Below are 14,434 nucleotides of genomic sequence, written 5' to 3'. Positions count from 1 at the left end.
CACTTGATGGCATCCCCGCTCATGGAACCAAACATATACGGATTATCCCCGTCGATCAATCGGTTTCAAGTGGTCGGAGTTCTGCGGGATATTAAGGAGCTTTGATTTCGAGGGAGCGAGCTTGGGGGTTGAACGGTCGGCCTACAACTAAGTCCGTTCCCTCGAGTTCGGGGCTGATGTCGGATGTGGCGAAGATAAGTTGGAAGTCCACCTTGAAGTTCGCACACTCGTTCACGATGATTTCCTGCAGTTTATGACTTCGGTTCTTTTCCATGCCTCCGTCATCGATCCCGTCCAGCATCATGAAGCGAGGTACGCGCATGTAGTCCTTTTGAGTACTTGTGGTGAGGAGGGCCAAATGAAAGATGTGCCGCAGGACAACAGCCGAACTCTCGGAAAAATTGCGTGTGTCGTTCACGTAAACCGTGTTGTTGTGGAACGAGAATGTGACCTTCCTCGCGTTCACGAATTCTGGCTGCAACGGCAAATCTTGCTTAAGCAAGCGAATCATGCTGTTTTCCACAGCTCTATCAACTTCCGATTGCCGTGCCACCTGCCGCTGCTTCAGCGAGGATATGCGGTCCTCCAATTTTGCTAGATCGGACATCAACGTGTCGCGGTTCGCTTGTAAGTCAGCGATCACCGCCGCGAGTTTCTGGTGCTCGTGTGCTTGTCGAATTTCTTCGTCGAGTACGCCAAGTTTGCGCGACATTTCTTCAATAACGGTCTCGACGTCGCTGGACCAAGAAGAGGCCACCGTCGCATATTCGCGCTCGTAACGTTTAATCTGTTCCGTAAGGGCAGGGATTTCACGTCGTAGTTCGTCGGCCTTTGCGGTCCTGGTCTCAATTAATGTCTTTGACTCTTTCAACTGAATCGAGAGTTCATTCCGCATTCGCAACAACTGACTTTCTGCGCGGCCATCTCCGAGTGCACTTGTGCAAAGGTGACAGTGATGTTGCGCCACGCGCTCATCGGTTAGCTCAGTGAGGCAGCTTGGACAGAACCTGAATTTCAGGTTGCCAAGGTAAGTTCGGGTTTCCTTCGATTCGTCGAGATTCAGGATTCTTGCCTCGAGTTCTCGAACAAACAGCAGTGAGTCACCCAGATCGAGTTCGACCGACGCGAGTTGGTCGTTGAGCAACGACTGCATTTTCCGAGCTGCATTCATCTTGGCGCGAAGATCGTCGGCCTTCGTGCGCGCCTGGTTCGACTCCTTTCGGGGCAGAGTCCGCTCTTCTTTTAGCTTGATAATATCCGCAGTTAGTTTGTCTCGTACGACGTTAAGTTCCTCAATCCGGTCTCTGGAGAACTGAAGGTCGGGAGTCTGACCGGACTTCCCAAGCACTTTGTAGATTCCCCTAAGTTCAGATTCATACTTGCTTAGTTGCGTTTCGAGTTCGCGAACCTTGAGTTGAGAGGAATAGAGCTCATCGTCATATACTCCTGACAAATAGCCACCGACCATCTCCCGCGTGAGGGCGCTATCGTACACGTCGTCACGAAAGATTGGACTGTGAATCGAGGGCTGGTCCGCGTACAGAACGCGCAGCAATTGATGAAGGGTTAGATTGGACGCCCCGTCGCCCTTGGCCAGGGGCATCTCCAACGCGGTCAAGATGGCTTGTGAGAAGCTACTTTGACTCTCTGTTCGTCGAAAGGAGTAGCGTTCCCACTGGTGGCCTCCCGCCCTAAGGGCTGCCTCCATTGGTCCCCAAAAAATGTACATGGGACGCGCAGCTTCTTCGCTGATCTCCCTACCAAGACACGCGACTCCTTCGTTCAGTTGCACCTCAACAATGGTTTGAGTGCAGAGTAGCGCCTCCGGCTTCCACCGAATGTTCTCGGCGCCAAGGGAGAATGCCAACAGATCCATGATTGTGGTCTTGCCGGAACTGTTTCTACCGCGAAGTACATTTACGCCTTGGTGAAACTCGCAATCAAATGCGTGGTGTCCCCCTTGAAGTACGACAAGGCGCTTGACCTGCAGAGTCGGTTTAAGCAACGTCATATCTGTATTCCATGAGCGCGGTACGGTGCTTTAGGCCATCATGTCCGCGCAGCGGGATCGCGCTCAGGCCGTAAAGTATTGTTTGGGCAAGTGGCTGACGTTGTTCCAAGAACTCTTCAACGCGCAATTGAAGCTCATCGGGAAGCGGTATCTCGGTACGCCTAACAAATCCGGCCTCGAGTCGACTCACTTCAATCAGTCCGGACGCCGCTATGCATTTGAGTGCGGATTCCTGAATGTGACGCAACTCGCGGAATGTCGTCGCCGGACTCAAGGGGTCGTGGTACTCGTTGGCAAATGACTTTGCAGCCTTGCGCGCTTCTCTGAGAACGGGAGGGAGTCGTACGGCACTGACGGCGGACGGGAACAGCAGATAGAAGTCGAGTAGTCGAGCTTTTTCCACTTCCAGTTCTGGAACGTTCTCCGCTACGGCGAGCATGCGGAAGACGCAGTGGTAGGCGTCATACGCGGGGTGATAAATTAGCATTTATCCCACCTAATGTGACAATTTCCGCCGAGAAAGTATAGAAGGGCCCATAGATCCCTCACACTGATTTCCAGCACATTCTCACCTAGCATTATCTTCGTGTTTTGCAATAGGTGGTGGATGCGCTGGTCCACGTCAACTCTGGTTGCCCCCGCTTGAATTATAGGGGCCACCGTGAGCGAGAAATTTGTGTACAACTCGTCCAGAATGATGGTGTAAATGCGTTGGGCCGTCCGCGACGTTTGATGTCGCATAACTGCCTTAGTGGCCTGCTCCTTCATCCGCATCGCGGCTGAGATTTGGTCCTCTCTCCCGCTTTCTCGAAGCTTGGATTCAAGCCCACGCACGTCGCCGTCGGTGCTGGCGGCAAGGTAATGCTCGAGCTGCTCGCAAAACGTTCCACCGGAAGATTCGCCGACGCCGTCGCCCTTCATCGTGTCGTAGAGACGCGTGAGTTCGTCGATGGTCTGCGCGTTGATGAAGTTGAAGGTTGTTTCTGATTTGTTGCCAGCAACCAGATCGCCGTCAACAGAGTTATTGTTTTGGCGTACGAAGTTCACGACATCTACTCGCGGCTGTTCGTGGTTTTGTCGCCGCCGACGATATCGCCCCCAGCCTGATTATATTTTTGGGAAACAATAGTCGTTCGGCGCGATTTTGATGAATTACTTTTAATGACCGATTTCAACTTCCATCCACCACCTAACCCGGCGAGAAATGCAACGACGTGAGTAAGCCAGTCCATAACGTCCCCGAAAACACGAAAATTATTCTGTGCGAAAATTTTTTGAGCATTGTACGTTGACGCGGCGTACCAAGCAACTTTGATGACGATGTGGCTTTTCTGGGTGGATAGGGTTCCGAATAAATTGGAGTGCACATGCACACACCTTGCGCGTCAATGCGATGATCTCCTGTTTCCTACTCGCGTGAACGGAGCTTCTCTGCAACCCTAGAGTTTGGCGGCGAGCCAACGGCTGACCATGCATGTTTCGGAGAAATCATTGTCAAGCGGATCCGACTCTCCGTATGGATCTAATGCGGTTCCGATAAGGGGTATAAATAATGGTTTTTTCTTTCTCAGTGAAAAATATACTATTAAACTACGGTTGGCTGTGTGCGTTGTGGTCGAAAAAGCGGAAGCGCGCATGCGACTTTACGTAGGGAAGACAGGAGATAGTCGGGACGGCTGCAATCCGTTGATTTCCCGATGTGGCAGCCATTTTTCGTAAAACAAGGTGCACAACCGGCTATGTAATATGCTGGAAGACCACGAAGAGCGAGACGACACGTATGTTTTCGACCATTTCGACGAATACACTGCCGACGAGGCTTTGCGCCGGACATGTGTCGCGTGAGTAAACGAGATGGAGTGCTGGCCAAATGAGGAAATTCAGGCTGTATGCAACGAGTTCGGTCGAGTCCATCTGTTGAATCCAAACTTCGGATCCTTCTTCGTTATGTAATAGTGGCGAATGAATCGTATAGCCTTCTGGGTCGATGAGAATCGAGAGAGGATCAATGAGATCGTCACTACAGTCCGCAAGATGATTGTTTTGTAACGGAGCGACGGCACTCAACAGAGCATGGTGCTACGGAATTCAGATTTCCCCACCCGAGACTAAATTCGCTTCGAGCACCGGGGGAACTCAGTGTCCGCTCGCCTCTATGTTCGTCCTCAGGATTAGAGTACATCGCGTAACATGGAGGGCGCTGTTGGAGGACTGCTCTTGGTTGTGGATTCAACCGGTCGAACTCCATTGCCATTCCAGCACTTTAAGCCTGACAGCAATCTCCCCCAACTTTGTATCTCCACGTATCCCACCCCTCGGCGATACATACAATCACACCCGACACCTTCCCAGACAAACGGCAGATACCTCCCGAAGTTTAAATAGCAACAACGGCGGATCGATGCGGTGGCATCGCAAAGCAGCCCACGATCCGCGCGTTGCCCTATTTGAACCTTTTGGAGAATCACCATGAAAGCACTGATGATCGCTGTTACCCTCGCTACCCTTGGCACCGCAGGTGTGGCGTTTGCTGCTGGCACGAACGACGTACTCACGAGCACTGGCAATGCTGTGCAAGCGGCACACTGGACGCCGGAAAACGGTCCGGCACTGAGCGCTTCGCAGGTCCACAACCAGCTCGTGGCTGCTGAAACGTCAGGTCAGATCGATCACCTGAACATGACGCTGTATAAGGGTGCGTGAGCAACCAAAGGTTTCGAAACGCAAGACATGGCTGTCGCTCACGCGGCAGCCACCCGAAACAAAAAAGGCGGGACGACATATTTTTCATGTCGTCCCGCCCTTTGTGTTTCTAACAACGCCGCAATAAAACCGTCCGGTGCCACCTCCCCATCAACCACTCAACGGGAAACAGCACCGAACGATCCCACATCACACCAGCGTAATCGTCACGCCAATATTCCCGCGCGTGGCCTTCGAGTACGGGCAGGTGTTATGCGCGGCATCCACCAAAGCCTGCGCCGTGTCTCGCGGCACGCCGGGCATGCTCACATTAAGACGCGCTTGCAGCGCATACCCATCACCCACACGGCCAAGGTCGACCTCGGCATCGACCGACAAATCTTCCGGCAGCGCCACCTTGGCAGCTTGCGCCGCCAACCCGATGGCACCAATGAAGCATGCCGACCAGCCAGCCGCGAACAATTGCTCGGGATTCGTGCCGGTGCCCTTGGTGCCGGGGGACGACAGGGCGATATCGAGCCGTCCGTCGTCGCTGCGTGCGGTGCCGTCGCGGCCGCCCGAGGTGGTGTGGGTGCGGCCGGTGTAGAGAACTTTGTCGAGTTGGGTCATGAGGTGCCTCCGCTGAGTACTAAGTACTGAGTAACGAGTAATGCGCCATGGATCGACGCGAAAACGATGTCCGTGCCGGGAACGTCCCGGCCCTTGCAACATCGACTTCTCGCATTGAACTAAGCGGCTGTATCGGCCATGTGTCTGCACAGCGCTCGCAGGCAACGCTTTGTGTCCGTGCCCGCGTCGGATACATAGCGATACAAACTCAGCAGGGTCAGCGGGGCTGCCTCACAGCAGGTCGGTTACTTGCGGGTGCGATTTGACCGGCGAAAATTCGATAACGCGGTAGTCCGCCAGACCGTGAATGTGGAACGGGTCCTGCGCGATGAGCGCATCGAGCTCGGCGCGAGACACCTTGCCGGAGACGACGATCACGCCGCCGTCGCGCGGGTTCTTGGGACCGGACGCGATGAACAACCCGCGCTCATATTGCGTGGCAAGAAACTCACGATGCGCTACGAGTTGCACGTCGATCGCGCTCGTGGGTTGCAGGTAAGTCAGTTCGACGATGTACATCCTGTGATCCTGTCCGAGTGGGGGAGTGAAGTGCGGCATGGCGCCGCAGTCGGCCAGTGTATCAAGCCGGGTTGCAACGCGTGCAACCCGGGCGTCATCCACCCCATGAGCCGGTTGCATCGCCCGAGCCATCGCCTCAGCACCTCGGACCGCCTTGCCTTGTTAATTACTTGGCATGCCTGACGACCGTCCCGAAAACCACTATCACGGCGGATGAATGATGAACATAGGTCGTCATTCGCTTGCCAAGATTTTTACTTTCCCCTACGCTGCCTCCGCCGTTGTTTGTTTCATACGGCGCAACCGCGTCCGCGCGATCCGCTCCCGATTTGCCACCACCGGACCCTGAAGGGTTCTGGCGCGTCGTTTCGCGTCCGGCATTTCGCGCGACTATCGTTATATAAGTCGATATATAACGACTAACAACAAAACGAAGAGGGGACAAAGCAGTGCGTTTTACGATGAAGAAGTTGTCGAAGCGTAAGCTTCCGTTGATGGTGGCGGCAGCGATGTCGTCGACCATAGGGTATGCCGCAGAAGAACCGGTATTCGAGTTGGGCCGCGTCGACGTGACCGCGAAAAGTGATCGCATGCCGATCGGCACGCAAACGCTCGACGCCGACCAGATCGAGCAGGCCAACCGCGTCACGGTTGGCGCCGCCCTCGACATGATGCCCGGCGTGAATATCTCGAAGGTCGGGCCGCGCAACGAAGAGATGGTGTACGTGCGCGGTTTCGACATGCGTCAGGTGCCGGTGCTCATCGATGGCATCCCCGTCTATGTCTCGTACGACGGCTACGTCGATCTCGCACGCTTCACCACCTTCGACATCGGCGCGATCGAAGTCCAGAAGGGCTACAGTACCGTGCTGGCCGGTCCGAACACGCTGGGCGGCGTGATCAATCTGGTCGGACGCCGTCCGCAAAGCACCTTCGAAGGCAACATCGGCGGCGGCCTCGTGTTCGACCGCAAGTTCGCCAACAACGGCTATCAAGGCAACTTCAACCTCGGCAGCAATCAAGGCCTGTGGTACTTCCAAGTCAGCGGCTCTTATCTGGAGCGCGATTTCTACACGCTGTCCGATGCGTTCAAGGGTGCCCCCGCGCAAGCCCCGGGGCGTCGCAACAACTCGGACAATCGCGACAAGAAGATCAACGTCAAAATTGGCTTCACGCCGAACGCGACCGACGAATACTCGCTGAACTACATCAATCAGGTCGGCAGCAAGGGCAACCCGCCTTACGCCGGCACTGACCCCACGCAGAACGTGCGCTACTGGCGCTGGCCGTACTGGGACAAGGAAAGCCTCTACTACATCTCGCGCACGCAACTGGGCAGCGACAGCTACCTGAAAGTGCGTGCCTATTACGACCGCTACAAAAACGGTCTGAGCATGTACGACGACGCCACGTACTCGACGCAGCTCAAAAAGTCGTCGTCCAACTCGTCGTATGACGATCACACGTGGGGCGCAAGCGCCGAAGTCGGCACCAAGCTCTTCACGGCCAATACGGTGAAGTTCGCGGCGCACATCAAGAACGACTTCCACCACGAAATCAATCCGGGCAAACCGGACCAGCATTTCGAAGACGCCACGCTGTCGTTCGGTCTGGAAGACACCCACGAATTCACCGACCGGTTTGCCGTGCAAGGCGGCGTGAGCTACGACAAGCGCATCACGCGGCGTGCTGAAGACGTCAATGCCGCGAACCAGATCATCGGGTTCCCGAAAGACAACGTCGACGCGTGGAATCCGCAACTGGGCATGGTGTACAAGACCTCGCCGACCGGCAAGCTGCACCTCGGCGTCGCTGAGAAGAGCCGCTTCCCCACGATCAAGGATCGCTACTCGTATCGCATGGGCACGGCTATCCCGAATGCCAGCCTGCGCCCCGAGCACGCCACCAACGTGGAAATCGGCTACAGCGAGCGCATCGCGCCGGGCACCACAGGGGCGGTGAACTTGTTCTACAGCGATATCCGTAACCTGATTCAGGCCGCATCGCTTCCGGCCAGCGCTTGCAGCAGCCCGCCGTGCACGCAGATGCAGAACGTCGGGCATGTGGTGGCGCAGGGTATCGAAGCCTCGGTGAATAGTCAGATCGGCGACGACATCGAAGTCGGCGGCAACTACACGTACATCAATCGTCAGAACCGCAGCGATCCGTCGATTGTGCTGACCGATGTGCCGCGCCATAAGCTGTTCCTGTATGGCAAGTGGAACATCACCTCGAAGGTCGCGGTGAGCGGCGATACGGAATTCACATCGTCGCGTGTCAGCTCGAGCGACGGGCGTCGCGTGGCCGCCGGGTTCGGTATCGCCAACGCGAAACTCGCGTGGAAAGTGGTGCACAACGTGACGGCGGAATTCGGCGTGCGCAATATCTTCGATCGCAACTACGCCTACACCGAGGGATACCCGGAAGCCGGTCGTAACTACTACGTGAATCTGAATTACGCGTTCTGATGGAGCAGGGTATGCAGGCAGTGGCAGGCAAGACGATTCGAACGTTCGCATTGGCAGCATTCGCGGCGATCACGGCATTTTCAACACTCTCGACGTCGGGCGGCGTCATGGCAACGGCCCATGCGGCCGACGCCCCGGCGACAGTCGCGCCACCGAAGGCCGCGAGTGCATCACAACGCGAAACCCTGACGGTGCTCACGAGCTATCCGGAGGAGGTGGTCGCGACCTTCGAGCGTGCATTCGAGAAGCAGCATCCGGAGATCGCGCTGCAAATTCTGTGGCGTCAGCATCGCGATGCCTACGATTACCTGCAAGGCCCGAAGCAGGGCGGGGTCGACGTTTATTGGTCACCCGCCGTGCGCAACTTCGCCGATCTCGGGCAGGAAGGTTCCCTGCGCAAGCTCGACGTCGATCTCACGGGCTTGCCGTCTCACGTCGGCAAGTTCCGCATCTCCGATCCGGACGGGCGATTCGTCGCGTCGGAAATTGCCGGGTTTGGCTTCATGCTCGACCCGGCGGCGCTCGCCCGTCAGGGCCTGCCCGCACCTACAACGTGGCAGGACCTCACGCAGCCGCGCTATCGCGGACACATCATGTTCCCGGTGCCGAGCCGTGTGGGTTTCGCGCCCACGTTGCTCGACGTCGTGCTGCAAGCCGAAGGTTGGGACAAGGGCTGGGCATTGCTCTCTGAGGCGGGGGCGAACTTCGTCTTCGCGGAGACAGGCGGCGCGTTCGCCAGCTTGTCGCATGGCATGCGTACGCCGATTTCGGTAGCGGTCACCATCGACTTTTTCGCGAGTTCCGCCATTGCGAATGGTGCGCCGCTGACCTTTGTGTACCCGCCGGGCACGGGCTATTCGCCGGCGCACATCGGCATTCTTCGAGATACGCCGCACCTCGGCGCGGCGCGCACGTTTGTCAGCTTCGTGCTATCCGACGCCGGGCAACGGCTGCTGTTCGCACCGGACGTGCGCAAGCTCCCGGTACGCCCGAGCGTGTATCGCGATGCCCCGAAGGGGACGTACGACCCGTTTGCCGCCAACGCGGCCACAGCAGGCGTGACGTATGAGGAGACGCTGGGCCTCGCGCGCTATTCACTCGACAACGCGCTGTTCGACGTATTCCTCACGCGTCGCAAGGCCGAACTGACCGAACTCTGGACACGCTGGCATCAACTCGCCGGCACGGAAGGCAACGGTACCGTGAAGCCGGTGGCGGGCGTCGATGCCGTGTGTCTCGAGAAGGCGCGCGCGTTGCTGACGCAGCCGCCGATCGACGCCAGCACGGCCGCCGATCCGGCGCTGCGATCAACGTTCGACCGTAGACGCCAAGACCCCGCTGCACAGACGAAGGCCAGTGCGCTGGAGGCGACTTGGTCGCAGGCATTGAACGCTCGCACGGCACACGTGCGTGAATGGCTCGCCGACGGGGCAGTATGTTCAGGCAAGTAGCGCAGGCAGGGCAACGCCGGTGGCGAGGACGTCTGTCGGCAATTGTGGCGAGCATGGTGAGTGTGACGGGCGTTGCAGGCAGTCTGACGCCGCTCGATGCCGCGTCGCAATCCGTTGCCGCGCCCATCACAGCGCCCACGGCGGCACCCGTGACACGCGAAGCGTTCGGCATGCCGATGGCGTCCGTGGTGGACGACGACGCGTCACTCGCGCAATTTGCCGAAGGGCGTTCGCAGTTCCGGCAGAGTTGGGTGGTATATCCGTCAGCCGACCGACGTATTGCCGGACTCGGTCCGGTCTACAACCAGATATCGTGCATCGCGTGTCACGTGAAGTTCGGACGCGGCAACGCGCCGCTTGGCCCGGACGAAGCGCCTCGTGGCCTGCTCGTACGTTTGAGCGTGCCGGGCAGTACGCCGACGGGCGCCCCGCGCGAGCATCCAAACTACGGCGATCAACTCGGCGACAAGGCCATTCCGGGCGTACCCGCAGAAGGGCAGGTGCGCGTGCGCTACACAGAGCGGATCGAGCGGCTGGCTGGCGGAGAAACGGTTCGCCTGCGCGTGCCGCAACTCGTGTTCAGCGATCTGGCGTTCGGACCGCTCGGGCACGGCACGATGACATCGGCGCGGGTGGGTTCTCCGGTCTACGGACTCGGCTGGCTTGAAGCCATCGACGACGCGACACTGCACGCCTTGGCCGCTCGCCGTTTGCCGGATAGCGTGCGTGGGCGCGTCAATCGCGTGTGGGACGTGGCCGCCAAGCGGCTGGTCGTCGGGCGTTTCGGCTGGAAGGCCAATCAGCCGTCGATACGTCAACAGATCGCAAGCGCCTTCGTCGGCGATCTGGGCATTACGTCGCCACTGTTTCCCGAGAAGACTTGTCCCGCAGTGCAGACCGCGTGCCGTGCGGCCCCGACCGATGGCCAGTCCGATCTGACCGCCACGCAACTCGACGCCATCGAATACTTCCAGCGCACGTTGGAAGTGCCACCGCGTCGCGATATCGATGACGTGCAGGTCAAGCGCGGCGAGCGGCTCTTCGCGCAGAACGGATGCGCCGCATGCCACACGCCCAGCGTGCGCACGGGGGCGTTCCCGCCGTTGGCTGCCATGGCCAATCGCGAGATATCGCCTTACACCGACCTGCTGTTGCACGACATGGGGCCGGGGCTGGCAGATGGCCGTCCGGACTTTCTCGCCGGGCCGCGTGACTGGCGCACGCCGCCGTTGTGGGGACTGGGATTGGCGGCGCTGGTGAATCCCGACGCGACCTATTTGCACGATGGCCGCGCCCGTACGGTGCAGGAAGCCATCTTGTGGCACGGCGGCGAAGGGCAGGTCGCACGAGAGCGGTTTCGCGCCATGTTGCCGCAGGCACGCGCCGATCTGTTGCGATTCCTGATGTCGCTATAAGCGATCCGGTCGCGAAGCCTTCAGGGGGTGGCGACCGGCGCCCGGTTGGCCTGCGCCATTTCCATCGACACCGTCTTCGCGACATCGATGAATGCGCGCAGTGCCGCCGGCATGCGCACGCGGCTCGGGTGATAGAGATAGAAGCCCGGCGTCAGCGGCGACCACGCCTCAAGCAGCGGCACCAACCGGCCCGACTGCAAATGCGGTTTCATCCAGTCTTCGGTCCAGACGGTCACGCCAAGACCGTCGAGCGCCGCTTGCAGGGCGACCGCGCAGTCGTTAACGATTAGCGTGCCTTTGACGGAAATGTCGAACCATTGCCCGTCCTTCGCAAATTCCCAGTTGTACACACCGCTCTGACCTGCGCGACGCCAGTTGATGCACTTGTGCCGGTGCAGGTCTTGCGGCGTTTCCGGGCGGCCATGCTTGCTCAGATACTCGGGTGAGGCGACGGCGATTTGCCGCAGGTCCGGGCCAACGCGCACCGCGACCATGTCCTGATCCACGTGCCGGCCGAGTCGAATCCCCGCGTCGAAGCCGCGCGCAACGATGTCGCCGAGGCTCTCGTCGCTGGTCAGATCGAGCACGACGTCGGGGTACTTCTCCTGAAACACGCCGAGCATCGGCTGAAGCAAATGGATGATGGCCATTTGCGGCGCGCAGACCTTGAGCGTGCCCGCCGGGCTGTCGCGATAGTGATTCACCTCGTCGAGCGCAGCGTTGAACTCGGCCAGCAACGGTTGCATGCGCTCGAACAAGGCGTTGCCCGCCTCCGTGAGGCTGATGCTGCGGGTTGTCCGGTTGAAGAGACGCACGCCCAGACGCTCCTCCAATGACCGGATCGTCTGACTGAGCGCCGACGGCGAGACGGCCAGCGCATTCGCCGCCCGAGCAAACGCGCCTTGCTCGGCGACCGTCACAAACGCCCGGATGTCCGCAAATTCGCTGCCTCGCATTATGTATTCCTAGCTTCACAAAGTATGAAAAGTATAGGTGATTGTCGCGCCACACGCCGGTCTTTACATTGAACCCTGTCGCCATCACGGGCCGCCGTCCGATTCCCGGTGGCGCCCTCCTTCAAAGGCAAGACAGGGTTTCGCTTCCGGCAGGCCGCCACCAGTCACACAGGGTGCCACCGCCTGACGATGAAATCGCTCTCGTGCCGATTATTCGCTCAGGAAGAATAATGTCAGCCAATTCGTACCCTTCGACGTCGTGGGATGTCTTGCGTCACATCGTGGCACCGCTCGCGCCGGTCGCTGCCGGTAAACGCCTTCTGATCAAGGGAGCCGCCATCGTCAGCATGGATGCCGCCGTGGGCGATCTGGCGCGCGGCGATGTGTTGATCGAAGGCGAACGCATCGCCGCCATCGGGGCCGACTTGAGCGGGGAGGTGGTCGAGGGCGCCGAGGTCATCGACGCGTCGAACATGATCGCGATGCCGGGTTTCGTCGACTCGCACCGCCATGCGTGGGAAGGCCAGTTGCGTCGTCTCGATCCGAACTCACCGACGCTGCTCGACTATCTGCGCTCGACCCATTTCTCCGTGGCGACGCATTACCGCCCGGAAGACATGTACGTCGGCAATCTCCTGACGGCGCTCGGCGCACTGGATGCAGGCATCACGACACTCGTCGACAACTCGCACAACGCGCGCAGCCCGGCGCATTCCGATGCGTCCATCGACGCGCTTCAGGATGCGGGCATTCGCGCCGTCTATGCCCCGGGCAAACCGTTGGCCGGCGCATGGGCGCAACACTGGCCGCAGGACCTTGCACGACTCAAGCAGGAGCGCTTCGAAGACGACAACGCGCTGGTCACCATGGCGATGATGTCGCAATGGGATCGCGACACATGGGCCGAAGCGCGCCGTCTGGGCTTGCGCATCGTCACCGAGTTTCTGGGGGCGGACATGGGCAAGTTGCTGCCGGAGTTGCGTGACGAAGGTCTGCTCGGGCCGGACAACATCTTCAACCACTGCACCGGGCTGACCGACGAAGAATGGGAAATCTTGCGCGAGACCGGTGTGAACGTGAACGTCTGCCCGCGCTCCGACGCACAGTACGGTCTTGAGGAAGGGCTGACGGTCTATCAGCGCGCCGTCGATCACGGCATCGCGCCCGCCATCAGCATCGACGTCGAGGCGTCGTACGGTGGCGACATGTTCGGTGAAATGCGTGCCGCCTATGTCATGCAGCGCGGCTTGGCGCAGCACCGTCGATATCAAGGCGATGCCTCGGCGCCGGCCCCCGTGTCGGTGCGCAGCATTCTGGAGACCGCCACCATCAACGGCGCCCGCGTCGCCGGACTGTCGCACGCGACCGGCTCACTCGCTCCGGGCAAGCAGGCGGACCTTGTCCTGATTCGCACCGACGACATCAATCTCTATCCGTCGAACAACGCCATCGGGACCATCGTTCACGCGGCGGAGCGCAGCAACGTCGACACAGTCATCGTTGGTGGCCGGATTCGCAAGTCGGGCGGCAAGCTGCTGGGACTCGACATGCAGGCGCTCAAGCACGCGACGGAAGCGTCGCGCACGCACTTGTTCGCACGCGTCGGTTACGCGCCGGACATCTTTGCCGATACGCCGCCGCAACTGGTGCAGGCATGAGCGTCAGGCAAACGAGTCAGCGACTATGAACCTCATTCTGTTTCTTCTGGCGTTTGCTGCGGGCTCGGCCATTTCCGTGCAGGCAGCCGTCAACAGCCAGCTTGCCGGCGGGCTTGGCGGCAACGTGGTAGCAGCGGGGCTCGTCTCGTTTGCCATCGGCACGGTGGCGCTGGCCGCGATTGCGATTGGCAAAGGCGGCCTTGCCGCTGCCATTGCGAGCGTGCCGTCGCAACCCGTGTGGCGTTTCGCTGGCGGGCTGTTGGGTGCGGGGGCGATCTTCTGCACCGTGCTGCTCGCGCCCCGCATCGGGCTGGCGAACATGCTGGCGCTCGTCATCGCCGGACAGTTGTTGTCGTCGCTCGCCATCGACCACTTCGGACTCATCGGCGTGGTAACGCGTCAGGTGTCGGCGATCAAGCTCGCGGGCGCAGCGGTGATGCTCGTCGGGGTATCGCTCACGCTTTTTGGCAACACGCTAGTGCAGGCGCTGAGCAAGTCATGAAGCTCCCGGAGATGCACGCGTCCGACCAAGACAATGTCTGCCCCATACACATGACTGAGTCTTGTAACGGTCCATCGCCGTATGGATGAACCCACTCCCAGATGATCGGGACGATCGGGATGAACAGCGAACGGCCCAAGGC

General features: G+C 59.4%; 13 protein-coding genes. 6 read left to right on the top strand and 7 right to left on the bottom strand.

Annotated features, from left to right (window positions below):
• Positions 1-91: 91 nt before the first annotated feature.
• Genes CDV44_RS08940 through CDV44_RS08930 form a run of 3 tightly spaced genes read right to left on the bottom strand, consistent with a single transcriptional unit; the run spans position 92 to position 3,058 of the window.
• Positions 92-2,011: an ATP-binding protein gene (locus CDV44_RS08940; RefSeq protein WP_087687707.1), complete on the bottom strand. Its 1,920-nt coding sequence runs from the start codon at positions 2,009-2,011 to the stop codon at positions 92-94.
• On the bottom strand, positions 1,998-2,498 hold the full coding sequence (locus CDV44_RS08935) for an ABC-three component system middle component 5 (RefSeq protein ID WP_087687706.1): 501 nt from the start codon (positions 2,496-2,498) through the stop codon (positions 1,998-2,000). The genes CDV44_RS08940 and CDV44_RS08935 overlap by 14 nt, the downstream gene beginning before the upstream one ends.
• Positions 2,492-3,058: an ABC-three component system protein gene (locus tag CDV44_RS08930; protein WP_087687705.1), complete on the bottom strand. Its 567-nt coding sequence runs from the start codon at positions 3,056-3,058 to the stop codon at positions 2,492-2,494. Before CDV44_RS08930 ends, CDV44_RS08935 begins: the two co-directional genes overlap by 7 nt.
• A gap of 1,422 nt (positions 3,059-4,480) precedes the next feature.
• On the opposite strand from CDV44_RS08930, the gene CDV44_RS08920 reads away from it, so the two are divergent.
• Positions 4,481-4,714, top strand: coding sequence for a hypothetical protein (locus CDV44_RS08920; RefSeq protein WP_087687704.1), 234 nt, complete (start codon positions 4,481-4,483; stop codon positions 4,712-4,714).
• A 189-nt stretch (positions 4,715-4,903) separates the two neighbouring features.
• Here CDV44_RS08920 and CDV44_RS08915 read toward each other — a convergent pair whose 3' ends face one another.
• The 3 genes from CDV44_RS08915 to CDV44_RS28005 all read right to left on the bottom strand — a co-directional run bounded on the left by CDV44_RS08915 (position 4,904) and on the right by CDV44_RS28005 (position 6,365).
• Positions 4,904-5,323, bottom strand: a complete 420-nt coding sequence (locus CDV44_RS08915) for an organic hydroperoxide resistance protein (protein ID WP_087687703.1) — start codon at positions 5,321-5,323, stop codon at positions 4,904-4,906.
• Positions 5,324-5,554: 231 nt separating this feature from the next.
• Positions 5,555-5,842, bottom strand: coding sequence for a YciI family protein (locus CDV44_RS08910; protein ID WP_087687702.1), 288 nt, complete (start codon positions 5,840-5,842; stop codon positions 5,555-5,557).
• Between the two features lie 166 nt (positions 5,843-6,008).
• Positions 6,009-6,365, bottom strand: coding sequence for a hypothetical protein (locus CDV44_RS28005; protein ID WP_170935887.1), 357 nt, complete (start codon positions 6,363-6,365; stop codon positions 6,009-6,011).
• Here CDV44_RS28005 and CDV44_RS08905 point away from each other — a divergent pair.
• The 3 genes from CDV44_RS08905 to CDV44_RS08895 are packed head-to-tail and all read left to right on the top strand — an operon-like array spanning position 6,352 to position 11,176.
• A complete protein-coding gene (locus CDV44_RS08905; RefSeq protein WP_249277467.1) occupies positions 6,352-8,310 on the top strand; it encodes a TonB-dependent siderophore receptor in 1,959 nt (652 codons plus the stop codon). The genes CDV44_RS28005 and CDV44_RS08905 overlap by 14 nt on opposite strands.
• An 11-nt stretch (positions 8,311-8,321) precedes the next feature.
• A complete protein-coding gene (locus CDV44_RS08900; RefSeq protein WP_170935916.1) occupies positions 8,322-9,761 on the top strand; it encodes an ABC transporter substrate-binding protein in 1,440 nt (479 codons plus the stop codon).
• Complete coding sequence (locus CDV44_RS08895; RefSeq protein WP_249277466.1) at positions 9,746-11,176, top strand: di-heme oxidoredictase family protein; 1,431 nt, start codon at positions 9,746-9,748, stop codon at positions 11,174-11,176. Before CDV44_RS08900 ends, CDV44_RS08895 begins: the two co-directional genes overlap by 16 nt.
• Positions 11,177-11,196: 20 nt before the next feature.
• Here CDV44_RS08895 and CDV44_RS08890 read toward each other — a convergent pair whose 3' ends face one another.
• The gene (locus CDV44_RS08890; protein ID WP_087687698.1) at positions 11,197-12,132 is read right to left on the bottom strand and encodes a LysR family transcriptional regulator; all 936 of its coding nucleotides are present in this window, start codon (positions 12,130-12,132) and stop codon (positions 11,197-11,199) included.
• Positions 12,133-12,362: 230 nt separating this feature from the next.
• Between CDV44_RS08890 and CDV44_RS08885 the strand changes: the two genes are divergently transcribed.
• A complete protein-coding gene (locus tag CDV44_RS08885) occupies positions 12,363-13,790 on the top strand; it encodes an amidohydrolase family protein (protein WP_087687697.1) in 1,428 nt (475 codons plus the stop codon).
• A 25-nt stretch (positions 13,791-13,815) separates the two neighbouring features.
• Positions 13,816-14,292 (top strand): DMT family transporter, encoded by a 477-nt coding sequence (locus CDV44_RS08880; RefSeq protein ID WP_087687696.1) that lies wholly within the window; start codon positions 13,816-13,818, stop codon positions 14,290-14,292.
• The last annotated feature ends 142 nt before the right edge of the window (positions 14,293-14,434 follow it).

Origin of the sequence: Pandoraea sp. PE-S2R-1, from assembly GCF_002179865.1 — a bacterium.
Lineage (GTDB): Bacteria > Pseudomonadota > Gammaproteobacteria > Burkholderiales > Burkholderiaceae > Pandoraea.
This window is presented reverse-complemented; position numbering and strand designations above follow the sequence as displayed.

What these genes read in the sequence shown, in the direction of transcription:
- CDV44_RS08900 (WP_170935916.1), top strand. Translation starts at nt 8,322, where the DNA reads ATGCAGGCAGTGGCAGGCAAGACGATTCGAACGTTCGCATTGGCAGCA.
- CDV44_RS08905 (WP_249277467.1), top strand. Translation starts at nt 6,352, where the DNA reads ATGTCGTCGACCATAGGGTATGCCGCAGAAGAACCGGTATTCGAGTTG.
- CDV44_RS08920 (WP_087687704.1), top strand. Translation starts at nt 4,481, where the DNA reads ATGAAAGCACTGATGATCGCTGTTACCCTCGCTACCCTTGGCACCGCA.
- CDV44_RS08885 (WP_087687697.1), top strand. Translation starts at nt 12,363, where the DNA reads ATGTCAGCCAATTCGTACCCTTCGACGTCGTGGGATGTCTTGCGTCAC.
- CDV44_RS08915 (WP_087687703.1), bottom strand. Translation starts at nt 5,323, where the DNA reads ATGACCCAACTCGACAAAGTTCTCTACACCGGCCGCACCCACACCACC.
- CDV44_RS08880 (WP_087687696.1), top strand. Translation starts at nt 13,816, where the DNA reads ATGAACCTCATTCTGTTTCTTCTGGCGTTTGCTGCGGGCTCGGCCATT.
- CDV44_RS08895 (WP_249277466.1), top strand. Translation starts at nt 9,746, where the DNA reads ATGTTCAGGCAAGTAGCGCAGGCAGGGCAACGCCGGTGGCGAGGACGT.
- CDV44_RS08935 (WP_087687706.1), bottom strand. Translation starts at nt 2,498, where the DNA reads ATGCTAATTTATCACCCCGCGTATGACGCCTACCACTGCGTCTTCCGC.
- CDV44_RS08940 (WP_087687707.1), bottom strand. Translation starts at nt 2,011, where the DNA reads ATGACGTTGCTTAAACCGACTCTGCAGGTCAAGCGCCTTGTCGTACTT.
- CDV44_RS08890 (WP_087687698.1), bottom strand. Translation starts at nt 12,132, where the DNA reads ATGCGAGGCAGCGAATTTGCGGACATCCGGGCGTTTGTGACGGTCGCC.
- CDV44_RS28005 (WP_170935887.1), bottom strand. Translation starts at nt 6,365, where the DNA reads ATGGTCGACGACATCGCTGCCGCCACCATCAACGGAAGCTTACGCTTC.
- CDV44_RS08910 (WP_087687702.1), bottom strand. Translation starts at nt 5,842, where the DNA reads ATGTACATCGTCGAACTGACTTACCTGCAACCCACGAGCGCGATCGAC.